15 protein-coding genes and 1 pseudogene are annotated in these 15,442 nt (G+C 71.9%); 10 read left to right on the plus strand and 6 right to left on the minus strand.

The features are described 5' to 3' along the window. The first annotated feature begins 96 nt into the window (after window positions 1–96). Window positions 97–720, plus strand: coding sequence for a LysR substrate-binding domain-containing protein (locus ACGH52_RS34650; protein ID WP_399945201.1), 624 nt, complete (start codon window positions 97–99; stop codon window positions 718–720). Here the strand turns inward: ACGH52_RS34650 and ACGH52_RS34655 are convergent. Then, window positions 717–1,028 carry an NIPSNAP family protein gene (locus ACGH52_RS34655; RefSeq protein WP_076972894.1) on the minus strand — a complete coding sequence of 104 codons (312 nt, stop codon included), beginning with the start codon at window positions 1,026–1,028 and terminating at the stop codon, window positions 717–719. The genes ACGH52_RS34650 and ACGH52_RS34655 overlap by 4 nt on opposite strands. 222 nt (window positions 1,029–1,250) lie before the next feature. Then, on the minus strand, window positions 1,251–2,027 hold the full coding sequence (locus ACGH52_RS34660; protein WP_076972893.1) for an alpha/beta fold hydrolase: 777 nt from the start codon (window positions 2,025–2,027) through the stop codon (window positions 1,251–1,253). Window positions 2,028–2,119: 92 nt separating this feature from the next. Here ACGH52_RS34660 and ACGH52_RS34665 point away from each other — a divergent pair, with 92 nt between their 5' ends. Then, window positions 2,120–2,965, plus strand: coding sequence for a helix-turn-helix domain-containing protein (locus ACGH52_RS34665; protein ID WP_399946986.1), 846 nt, complete (start codon window positions 2,120–2,122; stop codon window positions 2,963–2,965). Window positions 2,966–3,277: 312 nt separating this feature from the next. Here the strand turns inward: ACGH52_RS34665 and ACGH52_RS34670 are convergent, their stop codons facing one another. Then, window positions 3,278–3,991: a GntR family transcriptional regulator gene (locus ACGH52_RS34670; RefSeq protein ID WP_399945205.1), complete on the minus strand. Its 714-nt coding sequence runs from the start codon at window positions 3,989–3,991 to the stop codon at window positions 3,278–3,280. Between the two features lie 90 nt (window positions 3,992–4,081). Here ACGH52_RS34670 and manD point away from each other — a divergent pair, with 90 nt between their 5' ends. The 4 genes from manD to ACGH52_RS34690 all read left to right on the plus strand — a co-directional run bounded on the left by manD (window position 4,082) and on the right by ACGH52_RS34690 (window position 9,324). Next, on the plus strand, window positions 4,082–5,290 hold the full coding sequence (manD, locus tag ACGH52_RS34675) for a D-mannonate dehydratase ManD (RefSeq protein ID WP_399945208.1): 1,209 nt from the start codon (window positions 4,082–4,084) through the stop codon (window positions 5,288–5,290). After that, window positions 5,287–6,741, plus strand: a complete 1,455-nt coding sequence (locus ACGH52_RS34680; protein WP_399945211.1) for a mannitol dehydrogenase family protein — start codon at window positions 5,287–5,289, stop codon at window positions 6,739–6,741. The genes manD and ACGH52_RS34680 overlap by 4 nt, the downstream gene beginning before the upstream one ends. A gap of 91 nt (window positions 6,742–6,832) precedes the next feature. Further along, window positions 6,833–8,227 (plus strand): MFS transporter, encoded by a 1,395-nt coding sequence (locus tag ACGH52_RS34685; protein ID WP_076972888.1) that lies wholly within the window; start codon window positions 6,833–6,835, stop codon window positions 8,225–8,227. After that, entirely contained in the window at window positions 8,224–9,324 is a 1,101-nt protein-coding gene (locus tag ACGH52_RS34690; RefSeq protein WP_399945214.1) for an L-idonate 5-dehydrogenase, read from the plus strand. The genes ACGH52_RS34685 and ACGH52_RS34690 overlap by 4 nt, the downstream gene beginning before the upstream one ends. A 248-nt stretch (window positions 9,325–9,572) precedes the next feature. Here ACGH52_RS34690 and ACGH52_RS34695 read toward each other — a convergent pair. Further along, a pseudogene (locus ACGH52_RS34695) lies at window positions 9,573–9,985 on the minus strand (helix-turn-helix domain-containing protein); the annotation flags it as partial. Window positions 9,986–10,283: 298 nt separating this feature from the next. Between ACGH52_RS34695 and ACGH52_RS34700 the strand changes: the two are divergent. Together ACGH52_RS34700 and ACGH52_RS34705 are read left to right on the plus strand one after the other, a co-directional pair. Then, window positions 10,284–10,994 (plus strand): FadR/GntR family transcriptional regulator, encoded by a 711-nt coding sequence (locus ACGH52_RS34700; RefSeq protein WP_121701574.1) that lies wholly within the window; start codon window positions 10,284–10,286, stop codon window positions 10,992–10,994. Next, window positions 10,991–12,241 (plus strand): MFS transporter, encoded by a 1,251-nt coding sequence (locus tag ACGH52_RS34705; RefSeq protein ID WP_210977074.1) that lies wholly within the window; start codon window positions 10,991–10,993, stop codon window positions 12,239–12,241. Before ACGH52_RS34700 ends, ACGH52_RS34705 begins: the two co-directional genes overlap by 4 nt. Before the next feature lie 89 nt (window positions 12,242–12,330). Here ACGH52_RS34705 and ACGH52_RS34710 read toward each other — a convergent pair whose 3' ends face one another. Further along, window positions 12,331–12,741: a hypothetical protein gene (locus tag ACGH52_RS34710; RefSeq protein WP_210977075.1), complete on the minus strand. Its 411-nt coding sequence runs from the start codon at window positions 12,739–12,741 to the stop codon at window positions 12,331–12,333. A gap of 221 nt (window positions 12,742–12,962) precedes the next feature. On the opposite strand from ACGH52_RS34710, the gene ACGH52_RS34715 reads away from it, so the two are divergent. Further along, window positions 12,963–13,595 carry a bifunctional 4-hydroxy-2-oxoglutarate aldolase/2-dehydro-3-deoxy-phosphogluconate aldolase gene (locus ACGH52_RS34715; RefSeq protein ID WP_210977076.1) on the plus strand — a complete coding sequence of 211 codons (633 nt, stop codon included), beginning with the start codon at window positions 12,963–12,965 and terminating at the stop codon, window positions 13,593–13,595. Continuing rightward, window positions 13,592–14,653 carry a sugar kinase gene (locus tag ACGH52_RS34720; RefSeq protein ID WP_210977077.1) on the plus strand — a complete coding sequence of 354 codons (1,062 nt, stop codon included), beginning with the start codon at window positions 13,592–13,594 and terminating at the stop codon, window positions 14,651–14,653. The genes ACGH52_RS34715 and ACGH52_RS34720 overlap by 4 nt, the downstream gene beginning before the upstream one ends. Here ACGH52_RS34720 and ACGH52_RS34725 read toward each other — a convergent pair. Next, on the minus strand, window positions 14,635–15,306 hold the full coding sequence (locus tag ACGH52_RS34725; RefSeq protein WP_076972883.1) for a hypothetical protein: 672 nt from the start codon (window positions 15,304–15,306) through the stop codon (window positions 14,635–14,637). The genes ACGH52_RS34720 and ACGH52_RS34725 overlap by 19 nt on opposite strands. Window positions 15,307–15,442 lie beyond the last annotated feature (136 nt).

The following is a 15,442-nucleotide window of genomic DNA, read 5'->3' on the forward strand; positions in this document are numbered from 1 at the left end:
CGATGCCGTTGATCCGCACCTCGGAGCGGGCCCCGATCCGTGCTCCGTTGAAGACATGGCTGCCGGTGGCCAGGAAGACCTCCCACGCTCGCCGCGTTGCCGTCGACCGTCGCCACGATCGTGGCCCCCGGGCTCACCGCACTGGGCTCACACCACCCGCAGCTCACCGTGACCTGCCTTGTCACCGACCAGGCGCAAGTGCGGGAACTCACGCTCGGCACCGTCGATGTGGTGCTGGGGCAGCGCTGTCACCACCTGCCCGACACCGTGGCCCGGGGCATCGCGATCTCCCCGCTGCTCGACGATCCGCTGCTGGTCGTCACCGCGGCCGAGCAGGCCAACGAGCGGCCCGTCGTGCTGCGGGAACTGGCCACGCGCAGCCTCGCCGTGCCGCCGCCGACCACGGACTGCGGACAGGCCATCCTGCACGCCTGCCACCAGGCCGGCTTCACACCCACGACGCGCTACATCACCGCCGACATCGCCGCCCAGCTCGCCCTCGCACGGGCCGGCCTCGCCACCGCGCTCGTCCCCCGGAGGGCCATCGACCCGGCTACACCCGGAATCCGCGCGGCGCCCATCGAGGACTACCCGATCCTGCGCCTGCTGTTCGCCGCGACCCGTCAGACCGAGACCGCGAACCCGACGACCACGGCCGTAGTCGCAGCGCTGCGCACCGCCGCGCGGCAGGGTCGCGCCACGCACCTCCCGGCGGTCTAGGACAGGCCGTCGAGCGGCCGGAGGAAGCGGCGCTCGTACCGCTTGATGCATCGGGTGTCACGAGCCAGTTCGAACGCCTTCTGGCACTCCGCGTCGGACATGCTGTCCGTGCGGTACTGCTCGTACGCGGCCAGGCTGGGAAAGGAGAAGAGAGCGTAGGCGATGTCGCTGTCGCCCTCACTGGGCAGGAAGTAGCCGTGGTGCGTCCCCCCGAAACGGTTGACGAGCCGGACCCAGCGGCGACCGTACTCCTCGAAATCCTCGAGCTTGTCAGCGTCGACCTCGTACTTCAGATGAATGGTGATCATGCCTGCATGATGCCGTGTGACGGTTCGGACTTCGTGAGCAGGACCAGGGAGTCACGCGGCGAGGGAGAGGCCGAGCCGGGCGAGGTGGCCGACGCGGGTGCGGTCCCAAGGATGCCCGCTCCGGTTGGCTTTCGGTCGGTGCGAGTCTCCGCGCCGGCTGTCGCACAGCAGAGTGTCCGGCTGGTGATCAGGGGGAGATCTGTCGTCAGGTCGCGCAGAGAGTCAGGCCGCTGGTGCGAAGGCCGTGATGGCGTGGGCGAGGTCGGCCGGAGCTTCCAGCGGGATCAGGTGACCGGTGGCCGGTATCACCGTGAACTCGGCCTGGGGGAGGTAGGGCACAAGGTTGTCGCGGAGCACGTCGACGGGTTCGACCTGGTCATTCTCTCCGGCGACCACGAGGGCGGGAACGCTGATCAGGCGGGTGTGCTCGGTGATGTCCTCCGCGATACCGTGGAGCGGCCATTCGGTGCGGCCGGCGTCGGCGCCGGCTCGCGAATCGGTCGCGATCTGTGCCTTGATCGACGCGGGCAGCTCGGTCGCGGTGAGGATGTGGTCCCGTGCCCCGGCTATGGACTCGTCGGAGTCGTAGGCGTGGGAAAGGGCCTCCTGGTACTCGGGAGTGATCTGTGCCGCGGGCTTCGCCGGGCCGGAGCCGACGAGGACGATGCCGCGCAGGCCGGCGGGCCGGGTTGCCGCGACCAGTTGCGCGACCTTGCCTCCCATCGAATGCCCGACGAGGACGTAGTCGGTGACCCCTGCGTCTGCCAGTACGGCGAGCGTGTCGTCGGCGAGCTGACCGAGCGTGCAGGGGCCGGGCAGACCGATGGACCGGCTCCACCCTCGGAAGTCGAACGTGAGCACGTCACGTCCCGGAAGGCGGTCGACGACGAGGTCCCACGTGCGGGCGGAACCGCCCCAGTAGTGCAGGAACACCAGGGTGGGACCGGCCCCCGGCCGATGGTCGTAAGCGGGCAGCAGCACCGGCTGCGTTGCAGTCATCGTGGCTCTCCTGGTCACTGTTCTGGGCGGTTCCCTAGGTGCTCATTGAATCCCCCGCACCCGAGCGGGGCATCGGCGTGACTGGTCTTCTGATGGTGGAAACTGGACAGGTGACCGTGATCCGGCAGATGGCCTACCAGCCCGCAGAGCGCCGTGCCGCCACGGTCGAGACGATGACGTTCGGCCGCCTTCGCGATCTGAACGACGGCGGCACGCAGCGAGCCGACTTCCACGTCCTCGCCGTCGTCGACGCCGGGCGCGGCTCCGTCACGGTGGACTTCCTCCGGCACCCGCTCGAGGAGCGGTCCGCGGTGTGGATCCCTCCCGGCGCGGTGCACCGATGGGCTGACATCGCAGACGTGGCGGGACACCTCGTGCTGTTCGTGCCGACTGCTCCCGTCACCCACGCCACTCGTGAACTCGTCGCGTCCCCGGACCTGGCCGCGCAATGGAGCATTCCTGACGCCGACTGGCCGTTCGTGGACGCCGCACGCGACCACCTCCTCCTTGAGACATCCGCCCCGCCGGGCGACGTCTCGGGGGAGCTGCCCGGCACCCTGCTCTCCGCGCTGATCGCCCGTCTCCGGCCGCCGCATGCCCAAGCACGGATCTCGCCTCCGGTGTTCCGTTTGTTCCGATCCTGCGTCGAAGCGCACTTCCGGGAACACCACGACGCCGGCTACTACGCCCGTGCGCTGGGATACGCGCCCCGCACCCTTTCGCGAGCGGTGCAGCAGGCCAGTGGCCGCACGGCAAAGGGGTACATCGTCGATCGGATCGTCCTGGAAGCCAAACGGCTCCTCGCGCACGACCACCTCACCGCGGCCCGCTGCGCCAACGTGCTCGGTTTCTCCGACGCGTCCAACTTCTCAGTGTTCTTCCGGAAGGCGACGGGCATGAGTCCAGGCGCGTGGCAGGCGACGCCGGCCGTCAAATGAGTAGGTGCGCGGATGAAGGGCACACTTGCACTGATGTTCGCGGAGTTCCCTTGCTCGTCGAGTCCGGCACAGACGGTGGCAGTCCGGCACCGCGGCGCTTCCATGACTTCGGCTTCGCCTCGGTGGGCGGGGGCGGCGAGTCACTGCCGCGCCACCAGGTGTCCGCGAGGCCGGCGGCCTCTGGGCCGGTCTCGAACCCGTCCAGCTCGAGAACGGAGGACACGCTGTCTTTGGGAGGACGGGGCGTAGGGCCGCGGTGGGCGCGGGTACGGCCGTAGCCGCCATGAGGGGTGGCGGTCGGCCGGCCGGGCCTCACTCCCACACGACCACGCTGCGCCGTACGGGGACCGTCGCAGGGCCGGAGGCGAATAGTTCCGGGGAGTGGCTGCGGATGCGCTCGATGTCGTCGAAGACGGCGCGAAGGTGATCGCGCATGCGGCTGCGGGCCCCGGGAATGTCGCCGGCGGTGATCGCGGCGAAGATCTCGTGATGCTGGTCGGCGAAGACGGTGGGGGACTCGTGGCCGTGCAGGCCGAGCCGGCGGGCCCGGTCGAGGTGGCCCTTGGCGGCGGCGACGGTGGCCCAGGCATTGCCGTGACCGCTCAGCCGCATCAGATCGCGGTGGAAGGCCTCATCCAGGGCGAAGAACTCCTCGTGGTCGAGACCGGTGCGACGCTGGCACTCCAAGTTGTTCCGCAGCTCCTCGACCGTCTCAGTGTCGAGCTGCTCGGGAAGGTCCTCCAGGGAGGCGAGTTCCACCGCTTCGCGCAGGAACTGTGCGTCGGCGACCTGGACGGCGTCGACGCGCGAGACGAACGACCCGATCTTCGGGAAGACCTGAACGAGTCCCTCCTGGGCCAGGAGGATGAGGCTCTCCCGCACGGGGGTGCGGCTGACGCCCAGTGAGGCGGCCAGTTCGTTCTCCGACAGGGCGGCGCCCGGGGCGAGTTCCAGGGTCAGGACCATCTGGCGCAGCTTGAGGTAGATGTCGCGCCGACTGGTCCGCCGCCCGTTCGATTGAGCCATGCGCACATCCTACGTACTGGACGAAGGGTCTTGCCCCTCTGTGCGACAGATGCTTGTATACAAGTACTGCCCGACAGGATGGAGCTGTAAGTGAGCAAGATCGCGCGGGCCGAGGTGCTCGTCTCCTCTCCCGGTCGCACGTTCGTCACACTGCGCATCACCACCACCGACGGAGTCACCGGACTCGGAGACGCCACGCTTAACGGGAGGGAGCTGGCCGTCGCCAGTTACCTCCGGGACCACGTGGCCCCTCTGCTCATCGGCCGCGACCCCGCCCGCATAGAGGACATGTGGCAGTACCTCTACAAGGGCGCCTACTGGCGCCGCGGCCCGGTGACGATGACCGCGGTCTCGGCCGTCGACACCGCGCTGTGGGACATCAAGGGCAAAGTTGCGGGCCTGCCCGTGTACCAACTCCTCGGCGGCCGTTCCCGCGACGGCGTGCTGGTCTACTCGCACGCCAGCGGCACCGACGTGCCCTCCCTCCTCGACGACGTCGAACGCCACCTGGAACTGGGCTACCGGGCGGTGCGGGCCCAGGCCGCGGTTCCCGACGTCGGCGGCACGTACGGGGTGCGCAAGGGCAGGATCTACGAGCCGGCCGCAACCGACCTGCCCGAGGAGCAGCCCTGGGACACCGACGCCTACCTCGGCTTCGCGCCGGGATACCTGGAGGCGGTCCGGGAGCGGTTCGGGTTCGGCTTCCACCTGCTGCACGACGTGCACCACCGGCTGACGCCGATGGAGGCCGCCCGCTTCGGCCGAAGCGTCGAGAGCTGCCGGCTGTTCTGGATGGAGGACCCGACCCCGGGGGAGAACCAGGAGGCGTTCCGGCTCATCCGCGAACACACCACCACACCGATCGCGGTCGGCGAGGTGATGAACTCCATCTGGGATGTGCAGCACCTCATCACCGGGCAGCTCATCGACTACGTACGCACCACCGTCGCGCACGCGGGCGGCATCACCCACCTGCGGCGGATCTTCGACCTGGCGGCGCTGTACCACATCCGCACCGGCTCGCACGGCGCCACCGATCTCTCACCCGTCAGCATGGCCGCCGCCGTGCACCTTGACGTCACCGTGCCGAATTTCGGCATCCAGGAGTACATGGGCCACGCAGAAGAGACCTCCGAGGTGTTCCGCTCCGGCGTCACCTTCGCCGACGGGTACCTCAACCCCTCCGACGAGCCCGGCCTCGGCGTGGAGTACGACGACAGGGCCGCCGAGCGCTTCCCTTACCAACGTCGCTATCTCCCCGTGGCGCGCCGTCTCGACGGTTCGGTGCACGACTGGTGAGCACCTCACCCGCCCTTCCCCGCCTGAACCGCCGCGCGCTGTCGCGACTGGCGCCCGACCTCCGGCCCGCCGTTGACCCGGCCGGACTGCGCCCACGCATCGTGCACTTCGGGCTCGGCGCCTTCCACCGGGCCCACCAGGCCCTCTACACGCAGAACGCCGCCGCCGTCTCCAGCGAGCCCTGGGGCATCACCGCCGTCGCGCCCCGCTCGGCCGCCACCGTGCGCGCCCTGCGGAAACAGGACTGTCTGTACTCGGTCGTCGAGCGCCACCCCGACGGCCACACCTGCCGCGTCATCGGGTCCGTCGTCGGCGCCCTGTCGATGGGCCCCGACGCCGAAGCCGTCGACGCGCTGCTCACCGATCCCGAGGTGAGCGTGGTAACCCTCACGGTGACCGAGAAGGGCTACCACCGGTCGGCCGTGGGCGGCCTGGACACGGCGGCGGCACCCGTCGCCGCGGACCTGGCCGCCCCGCCCGGCGCGCCGCTCACCACCGTGGTGGGACGCCTCGCTTCGGGCCTGGCCCTCCGGATGCGGTCCGACGCGGCCCCCGTCGCCGTCGTCTCCTGCGACAACATGGCGGGCAACGGCGCCGTACTGGCCCGCGTCGTACGCGAATTCGTCCACGCCTCGGCCTGGCCGGACCGCGAGACCGTCCTGGCCCGGATGGACGAGGCGGTGACCTTCCCCTCGACCGTCGTCGACCGGATCGTGCCCGCGACCAGTGACGACGACCGGTCGGCCGCCCGCACCGCGCTGGGCCTCGACGACGGCCTGACCGTGGCCGGCGAGCCCTACCGCAGCTGGGTCCTGGAGGATTCCTTTCCCGCGGCCCGGCCACCCTGGGAGCACGACGGCGCCCTCTTCGTACCGGACGTCGGCCCGTACCAGCTCACCAAGTTGCGGCTGCTCAACGGCTCCCACTCGGCCCTGGCCCACCTGGGCCTCGCCACTGGACACGCCACCGTCGCCGACGCCATGGCGACGGACTGGGGCGAACGGCTCGTCCGCGCGCTGTGCGCCGAGGTCGCGCCCACCCTGCCGGCCGGAGGACCCGACCCCGAGGCGTACGCCGGTGATCTCGTCGTCCGCTTCCGCAACCCCACGATGCACCACCAGCTGCGGCAGATCGGCTCCGACGCTTCCCTGAAGATCACCGAGCGCTGGCTGCCCGCCCTGCGCGAGCTGCGCGCCAGCGGCACGGACACGCCGGTCCTGGCCCTCGCCCTCGCCGCCTGGGCACACGGCACCCGGCCCGGTGCCCCCGACCGGTCGGACCCCGCGACCGAGGCCCTCGCCTCCTGCTGGAACGCGGGCGCTCCTGCGGCCGGGACGGTGAGCGCGCTGCTGCGCACCGTCGGCGCCGCGGATCTCGCCGACGACACGGTCCTCACCGCGGCCGTCGCCGGCCGGTTCCCCGCACTGCGCGCGGGCCGCGTCGAAATCTGACCCCCTCCCGCAGCACTCCCACCTTCCCGCCCCCCCGTGCAACCCCACCCCTGCACGCACCCGTTCCCGTCCCCGAACAACGGAGTTCACGATGAAGGACAGCGCCGTCGCCGCGGAGCAGACGCGCCCCGCGGAGCGCACCACGGGCGATCTGGCCAGAGCCGCCGTCTCGGGCTGGCTGGGCACGGCCATGGAATTCATGGACTTCCAGCTCTACTCGCTGGCCGCCGCGATCGTCTTCAACAGGCTCTTCTTCCCCGACGTCAGCCCCGCGATCGGACTGATCGCCGCGATGGCCACCTACGGCGTCGGCTACGTCGCCCGGCTCGCCGGCGCGGTGTACTTCGGACGGATGGGCGACCGGCTCGGCCGCAAGAAGGTCCTCTACATCACCGTGCTCCTGATGGGCGCCTCAACCACCCTGATCGGTGTCCTGCCCACCTACGGCACGATCGGCATCATGGCACCGATCCTGCTGGTCGCGCTGCGGCTGGCCCAGGGATTCGGCGCGGGCGCCGAGATCGCCGGCGCGACGGTGCTCCTCGCCGAGTACGCGCCCGCCAAGCGCCGGGGCCTGATCTCCTCGCTGGTGTCGCTCGGCACCAACTCCGGAACCCTGGCCGCCTCCGGCTTGTGGGCCGTCCTGCTCGCCGTACTCACCGAGGACCAGCTCCTGTCCTGGGGCTGGCGGCTGCCGTTCCTCCTCAGCTTCGCCATGATGCTGTTCGCCGTCTGGCTGCGCCGAGGCCTGAAGGAGAGCCCCGTCTTCGAGGAACGCGCCGACGTCGTGGACGGTGTGGCGCTGGACCGCGACGAGGTGGAGTCGGCCATCACCGACTCCACCGAGCAGCAGGGCAGCGTACTGGCAGCCGGCGTGCGGCAGCGCAAGGGCAAGGCGTTCTTCCTCGCCCTGGCGCTCCGCTTCGGCCAGGCCGGCAACTCCGGACTGATCCAGACCTTCCTCGTCGGCTACCTCGCCACCAATCTCGCCGTCGACCGGTCCGTACCCACGGACGCGATCGTGTACGGCTCGCTCGTGGGATTCGCCACCGTGCCGTTCATCGGCCTGCTCGGCGACCGCGTCGGCCGCCGCGTGCTCTACCTGGTCGTCTCGGCGCTGACCATGGTCCTCGCCTTCCCGGTGATGCTGCTGATCACCTCCGGCACGACGCCGGGCGTGATGATCGGCATGGTGCTCGGCCTCAACGTCGGCGTGCTCGGGCTGTTCTCGCTGGAGAGCGTGACGATGGCCGAACTCTTCGGCGCCCGCACCCGGTTCACCCAGCTCGCCCTCGCCAAGGAGATCGGCGGCATCCTCGCCACCGCGACAGGCCCCGTCCTCGCCGCCACCCTCACGGCCGTCACCGGGAGCTGGTGGCCCATCGCCGCCATGCTCATCGTCTACTCACTGATCACGTTCGTCGGCGCCTACCTTGCGCCCGAAACCCGCGGACGCGACCTGGTCCGCCTGGAGGACGCCGTATGACCACCGCCACCGAGGGACACGGAGCCCCCGCCGCCGGCAAGCGCACCATGCGTGCCCTGGTGGTGCACGGCCCCGGCGACGTCCGCGTGGACGAACGGCCACTGCCGGTACCCGGACCCGGCGAGGTCCTGCTGGCCCTGGAATGGGGCGGGATCTGCGGATCCGACATCGCCTACTGGAGGCACGGCGCATCCGGCACAGCCGCGCTCAGCCATCCACTGGTCCTCGGACACGAGGTGGCGGGCCGCGTCGCCGCGCTCGGCCCGGGCGTCACCGGGCTTGCCGAAGGCCAGCCGACGACCGTCCACCCGGCCCGGCCGGTAGGCGACGGCGTACTGCCCCAACGGATCGCGGGCCGCACCAACCTCTACCCCCACGTCCGCTACTTCGGCTCGGCAGCCTTCACCCCCCACACCGACGGCGGGTTCAGCGAATACCGCACGGTCGACGCCGACCAGGTACGGCCGCTGCCGGACGGGGTGGACACCGAGCGGGGCGCGCTGGCGGAGCCGCTGGCCGTGGCCCTGCACGCCGTCGGCCGGGTGCCGTCCCTGCACGGCCGGACCGTCCTGGTCAACGGTGCCGGACCGATCGGCTCCCTGGTGGTGGCCGCCGCCAAACACCGCGGCGCGGACACCGTGATCGCCGCCGACCTGTCAGCGGACGCGCTCGCCGTCGCCCGGGCGATGGGAGCCGACGAGACCCGCGACCTCGCGCGCGGCGAGACGCTGCCCGAGGACGTAGAAGTGGTCTTCGAGGCGTCCGGCGCCCCGGCGGCGCTCGGTGCGGTATTGCGGGCCACCGCCCGCGGCGGCACCCTCGTCCAGGTCGGCAACCTGCCCGGCAGCGCGGTCACCGCCGTCCTCGGCGACCTGGTCACCCGCGAGATCACCTGGACGGGGTCGTACCGCTTCGTGGAGGAGATCGACGACGCGCTGCTCGCCCTGCGCGACGGCGTGGACGTCGCACCGCTGATCACCCACCGCTTCCCGCTGGACCGCGCGGCCGAGGCCCTTTCGGTCGCCGCCGACCCGGCCGCCGGGAGCAGCAAAGTGCTGCTGCGGCTGTCCGACAGGTGGGATTCGGCTCCCACCTAGACACCGCAGTTGTGGCCGTGGCGGCGACACCGCTTCCCACCCCCACGCCGAGATCGAACTGTTCGTGGACCGGTACAGGTCAACGGCCGCTTCCGTCGGTGGCAGGGGGTGTCGAAGCGGATCGGGGACTTCGCCGCCGCCTACCGCAGTCGCATACCCGCCGCGGTTCCCGAACCCGAACCGGCACCGCCGCCAGCGAACCGCAGCCCGCGAGCTGTCCTTCACATTCACATTCCGCTCCACGGTGCCACAGGGTGTTCGTTGGCGTTGCCGAACCAGTGCGGGAGGTGGGTGTCGAATTCGGCGACTTCGCCTTCGGTGAGGATGAAGTCCTTGTCGCCGAGCACGACGCGCAGGCAGCCGCGCAGGACGTACAGCCAGTGGTAGCCCTCGTGTGAGCGGGGGTCGGGTTCCCGGCCGTCGGTCAGGCCGGCGGGCAGGATGTGTTTGAACGCCTGCAGCCCACGGGTTTGCGGGTCAGCGGAACGACCGTCATGCCGTTGCGGGTAAACGGCTGTGGATACACACGGGGGTCGAGTTCGGCCGGGGCGCCGATCAGCTCCTCGATCGGTATCTGGTAGGCCCGGGCCAGGGGCAGCAGGAGTTCCAGGCCCGGTCTGCGGTGCCCGGATTCCAGACGGGACAGGGTGCTGACCGGAATGCCGGTGGTCTTGCTGAAGCCGCCGCTGTATCAATCCGCGTACACCAGGGATTGGAGCACGGTCTACACCGCCCGTTACCGGCCGTCCGAGGGCCGTGTGACCTACTGGCCGGGCGAGTCCTGAGAACAGTCCTTCGACGGCTTCGCTCCGGGAGGCCGCGCCGTGAGGCGGCCCTGACCGCCCTGACCGCCCGGCTCCCGCACCCGCCAGCCCACGGGACGTCCCCTCAACGCCCGCCCCATCTGACGAGTGACCCATGCGATGTTCAAACGTCTGATGTTTGTGTAGGGTGCGGTCATGAAACGCATCAGCGCACCACGACGTGCGGCCAGCCTGTCCGCCCAGCTCGTGGACAGCCTCAGGGCACACATCGAGGCGGGGGGCTGGCCGGTGGGGACGCGGATCCCGCCGGAGCAGGTCCTCATGGAGGAGCTGGGGGTCGGACGCAGCACGCTGCGGGAGGCCATCGGCGCACTGGTCCACCTGGGGCTGCTGGAGCCCCGAGCGGGGGACGGCACCTATGTCCGGTCCTCCAGCGAGCTGCAGTCGGTGATGGTGCGGCGGGCGAGTTCCGTGCAGCGGGACAAGGTGCTGGAGCTGCGGACCGTTCTGGAGGAGTACGCCTCGGGAGCCGCGGCCCTGCGCCGGAGCGAGGAGCAGCTGCGGCAGCTGCGGGAGCTGCTCGCCGACGCCGACGCGGCCAGCGACGGTGCGGACACGGCCGCGGCCACGAGTGTCGACGCGCTGTTCCACCGGGCCGTGGTCCGGGCGAGCGGCAACGACCTGCTGATGGAGGTGTACGACCACCTCGGTACGGCGCTCATGTCGTCCCTGGGCGGTCTGCCCTGGGACGCCGCCCACGCCGAGGACCACGCCCGCCTGCACCGGCGGCTCGTCGACGCGATCGAGGCCCGGGACGCGGGCGGTGCCCGGGCCGCCGCGGGCGCGATCGTCCGGCTCACCCGCGACCACGAGTCCGACGCCTCACGAGCGGAGGGGGAGGAGTGAGCGCGCAGCCGTCTTCGACGTCCCGTCAGCAGCCCGCCACCGGGGCACCGGTCGACGACCGTGCCGACTCCGCCCGGCCCGCCGTGTCGGTCGGGCTCGTCGTCGCCATCTGCCTGGTGGCGGCCAACCTGCGCACCACGCTCACCGGTGTCGGCGCGCTGCTGCCGGAGATCGAGCGCGGCAGCGGTCTGACGACGAGCTGGGGAGGGCTGCTGAGCACCCTCCCGCTGCTGACGTTCGCCGCCACCTCGCCCCTGGTGGCCCGGGCCTCCCACCGGCTGGGCAGCGCCCGCCTGCTGGTGGCGGCGCTCGGGGTGCTGGCCGTCGGAACGGTGGTCCGCTCCCTCCCCTCGGTGATCTGCCTGTTCGCCGGAACGGTGATCCTCTCCGCGGCCATCGCCTTCGGCAACGTGCTGCTGCCCGCCCTGATCAGGCGCAACGTGCCCGCGCACCGCATCCAGGGCGTCAGTGCCCTCTACGTGACGGTCATGGGCCTCATGGCCGCGGTCTCCTCCGGGATCTCCGCGCCGCTGGCCCACACCGTGCCGGGCTCCTGGCACACCGCGCTGGCCTGGGGTGTCGCCTTTACCGTCGCGGCGTTCCTCGCCTGGCTGCCCCGGATGCGCGGGGACAAGCCGCAGGCGTCCACCGGCGGGACCCACAGCCCGGTGCCCTGGCGGTCGCGGGTCGCCTGGCAGGTCACCTTCTTCATGGGCCTGCAGTCCCTGGCCTTCTACACCGCCGTCGCGTGGCTGCCCAGCATCCTGGTCGACCGCGGTACCAGCAGCACCACGGCCGGCTGGATGCTGTTCTACTACCAGGTGGTGTCGCTGGCCGCGAGCAGTCTCCTGCCCCTGCTGACCCGGGGCCGGCACGACCAGCGCTGGATCGCGGCCGGGGCCTCGGTCCTCGTGGCGGCCGGCTTCACCGTACTGGTCGCCGCCCCCGCGCTGCCCGTCGTGGCGTGCACCCTGCTCGGACTCGGCGGCGGCGCCTGCCTCGTCCTCGCGCTGACCTTCCAGAGCCAGCGCGCGGGCAGCTCCGGCGAAGCCGCCGCGCTGGCCGGTATGGCGCAGTCCATCGGCTACCTCGTGGCGGCGGCCGGCCCCCTCCTCCTCGGCATCCTGCACGACACCACGGACAGTTGGACGCTGCCGCTCACCGTCCTGGCCGTCCTCGGCGTCGCCACGGCGGTCGCCGGGCACGGTGCGGGACAGGACCGTCACATAGGCCGGGCCTCGGGCTGACACGACATTGCGGCACGGCCGACCGGACCGGCGGTGAGCCGGACCGGTCGGCCGTGTTCCGGTGCGCGGTCGGTCGGTTGCGCGGTCGGTCAGTGGTGACTGTGCGGCCGGAGCCACTGTGGCCGGTGGGCGGACGGGCGGCGGTGCCCGGCCGGCTCGCCCGCGGTGTCCGCGGTGTCCGTGCTGCTGCCCGGACCCTCCGTGCGCCCGGCCAGCGCGTCACGCTCGGCGGTTGCCTGCCTGGCGGTCTCCCGCTCCCGGCGGCGCTTCTTGCCGCGGTGGCGCGCCAGTACCGTCCCGGCCAAGAGCATCCACATGCCCAGGCCGAAGATCAGGGTCAGGGCGATGCCGCCGAGAAACGCCCCGAGCGTACTGATCGTGAATGGCTCGCTCCCCAGCAGCGTCACGGTGTAGTCCGGACCGCCGGACAGGTTGTACGCGATCAGCAGGCCCGCGAAGGCGGCGGCGCCCGCCATGAGCAGGAGGCCCAGCACCAGCATGTCTCTCACCTCGTCGCACGTGGATGTCCTCCGTCCGGGTCACCATCAGGAATGGGGCAAAACGTGCAACTCGGATGTAGGGGGCGCGGTCGGACCTCGTACCGCCTCCCGCACCGCCCGGCCTCCGGTGCGGCGCGGTGGCGTTCTACCCTGGCCGCCGGGTGCCGCCGCGTGCGGTCCGACCCCTGTGACCTGTGATGCCTCGAGTAGGAGACCCGCCTGTGGATCTGCGAGCCGCCCTGGACGCCCACCGCCTCGTCGCCATCGTGCGCGGCGGCGACGCCGACGCCGCGCTGCGCACCGTGCTGACGCTGGCCGAGGAGGGCGTGGAGCTGATCGAGGTGTCGCTGACCGGCAAGGACGCCCTCCTGGTCATCGAACGCGCCAGAGCGGCCCTCGGACCCGACCGCCCGTTGGGCGCCGGCACGGTACTCACCGCCGACGACGCCGTGGCCGCCCATCGGGCCGGCGCCGACTTCGCGGTCACCCCGGGGCTGGGGGAGGGCGTCACGGCGGCCCGGGAGCGGGGGATGCCCGTCCTGGCCGGCGTCATGACACCCACCGACGTGATCACGGCGCGCACCCTCGGCGCCACCGCGCTGAAGATCTTCCCGGCGGCCCAGGCGGGCGGACCCGCCTACGTGAAGGCCCTGCGCGGACCCTTCCCGCACGACGCCCTGGTGCCCGTGGGCGGCGTCGACGAGGCGGCGGCCCGCGCCCACCTGGCGGCCGGCGCCACCGCGGTCGGGGTCGGTTCCCCGCTGATCGGCGACGCCGCCGACGGAGGCAGCCTCGACGCCCTCCGCACCCGCGCCCGCGCCTTTTGCGCCGCCGTGCGGGAGGCCCGGCCGTGACCGGCACCCGGCCCCTGCCCGAGAGGGACGACGGCACCGCCGCGGGCGGGCGCGGGAAGACCGCCGCCGATCCGGCCACGAGCCCCTGGCGGCTGCCGCGGGGGCCGGTGGTGTGCCTGGGCGAGACCATGGCGGCCATGGCACCGGCCCCGCCGCACTCGCTGGAGGACGCGGAGTCCCTGTGCCTTTCGGTGGCGGGCGCGGAGTCGAACGTGGCCATGTACCTCGCGGACCTGGGCGTGCCCGTCTCCTGGCTCTCCGCGGTCGGTGACGACGCCCTCGGCCGCAGGGTGCGCTCGGCCGTCGCGTGGGCGGGCGTGGACGTCTCGGGCGTGCGTACCGACCCGGCGCGGCCGACCGGCCTGCTGCTGAAGGAGCCGGGTGCCACCGGGACCCGCGTGCACTACTACCGCGGAGGTTCGGCGGCCTCCACCCTCGGCCCCGGCCTCCTGGACGACCCGCGGATCGGCGGCGCCGCCCTGGTCCACCTGACCGGGGTGACGCCGGCCCTGTCCCCGACCTGCCGGGCCCTGGTGGAACGGGCCCTGCACACCCCGCCGGAGCGACGCACCCACGCCGTCAGCTTCGACGTCAACCACCGCCCCGCCCTGTGGCCGCCGGGCACGGCCGCCCCGGTGCTGCGGGAGCTGGCCGACCGCGCCGACATCGTCTTCGTCGGCCTGGACGAGGCCCAGGGCCTGTGGGGCGCCGACCTGCGCGCGACGGACGTGCGCCGGATGCTGAGCCGCCCGCGCGTTCTCGTCGTCAAGGACGGCGGGCGGGGTGCCACCGCGTTCACCGAGCACGGCGAGTGCACCGTGCCCGCCCTGGCCACCGAGGTCGTGGAACCGGTCGGCGCGGGCGACGCGTTCGCCGCCGGATTCCTCGCCGGACTGTGCGGCGGCACGGATCTCACCCGGGCCCTGCGGCTGGGTCACCTCACGGCCGCGTCCGCGCTGAAGGTCGTCGGGGACCACGGGCCCCTGCCCGACGAGGACACCATCGAAGCGATGCTGGCCCTCGCCGAGCAGGACTGGTGTCAGGCGCTGATGTCGTAGAGCACGAACTCCTCCCACGAACCCGTCACCTCGGTGGAGCGGGCGCGCAGCGCGTACTGGAGCGAACCGGTGTAGCCGTTCTCCATGGCGACGAAGAGTCCGTTGAGCGTGGACTGCAGCGCCCAGCGGTCCAGGCTCTCGTTGTAGTACAGGACGAACCGCTCCCAGCCGCCCACGCTGGTGGACCGTGCCCGCAGGACGTTCTGCGCGCTGCCGGAGTAGTTCTTCTCCACCGCCACGTAGCGGTTGTTCGCCAGGGACCGCAGCGCGTAGGTCTCGGAGGCCTCGTCCCACTCGAAGGCGTAGCTCTCCCAGGAGCCGCTGAACTCGGTCGAACGGGCCCGCTGGACACCGGTGTTCGGCTCGGCGTAGTTCTTCTCGGTGGCCACGAAGCGCTCGTTGCGGGCCGACTGCACGGCCAGCAGCTCGGGCTCCGCGGCCGCGGCGGCGGTGTCCCCGGCGGCGAGCGGGGCCCGCCGGGCGTCCTTTTCCCCGGTGATCCGCGCCAGGGCGGTCGCGTCCACCGCCTCCCAGCCGGCCGGAGCGGCGGCGGGCCCGTCGGCGCGCGGGGCGGCGACGGCGGTGGGAACGCTCAGCGCGGAGGCCGCGAGCAGGGCGCTCAGGGACAGCAGGACGGAGGTCGTACGTCGCACGGTGATTCCTCGGCTTTCGTCACACGGACACCGGGGCGGCGGGACGAGAATCCCGCGGGAAAATGGCACCCAGACATGACGGCGTCACCCCCGAATTTCTCCGCACCCCCCAAAGGCCGCGGTCGGCACCCCTCCC

This window comes from Streptomyces sp. BBFR25 (assembly GCF_044590125.1).
GTDB lineage: Bacteria > Actinomycetota > Actinomycetes > Streptomycetales > Streptomycetaceae > Streptomyces > Streptomyces canus_D.

What these genes read in the sequence shown, in the direction of transcription:
- ACGH52_RS34665 (WP_399946986.1), top strand. Translation starts at nt 2,120, where the DNA reads ATGGTGGAAACTGGACAGGTGACCGTGATCCGGCAGATGGCCTACCAG.
- ACGH52_RS34655 (WP_076972894.1), bottom strand. Translation starts at nt 1,028, where the DNA reads ATGATCACCATTCATCTGAAGTACGAGGTCGACGCTGACAAGCTCGAG.
- ACGH52_RS34700 (WP_121701574.1), top strand. Translation starts at nt 10,284, where the DNA reads ATGAAACGCATCAGCGCACCACGACGTGCGGCCAGCCTGTCCGCCCAG.
- ACGH52_RS34710 (WP_210977075.1), bottom strand. Translation starts at nt 12,741, where the DNA reads ATGCTGGTGCTGGGCCTCCTGCTCATGGCGGGCGCCGCCGCCTTCGCG.
- ACGH52_RS34660 (WP_076972893.1), bottom strand. Translation starts at nt 2,027, where the DNA reads ATGACTGCAACGCAGCCGGTGCTGCTGCCCGCTTACGACCATCGGCCG.
- ACGH52_RS34685 (WP_076972888.1), top strand. Translation starts at nt 6,833, where the DNA reads ATGAAGGACAGCGCCGTCGCCGCGGAGCAGACGCGCCCCGCGGAGCGC.
- ACGH52_RS34690 (WP_399945214.1), top strand. Translation starts at nt 8,224, where the DNA reads ATGACCACCGCCACCGAGGGACACGGAGCCCCCGCCGCCGGCAAGCGC.
- ACGH52_RS34670 (WP_399945205.1), bottom strand. Translation starts at nt 3,991, where the DNA reads ATGGCTCAATCGAACGGGCGGCGGACCAGTCGGCGCGACATCTACCTC.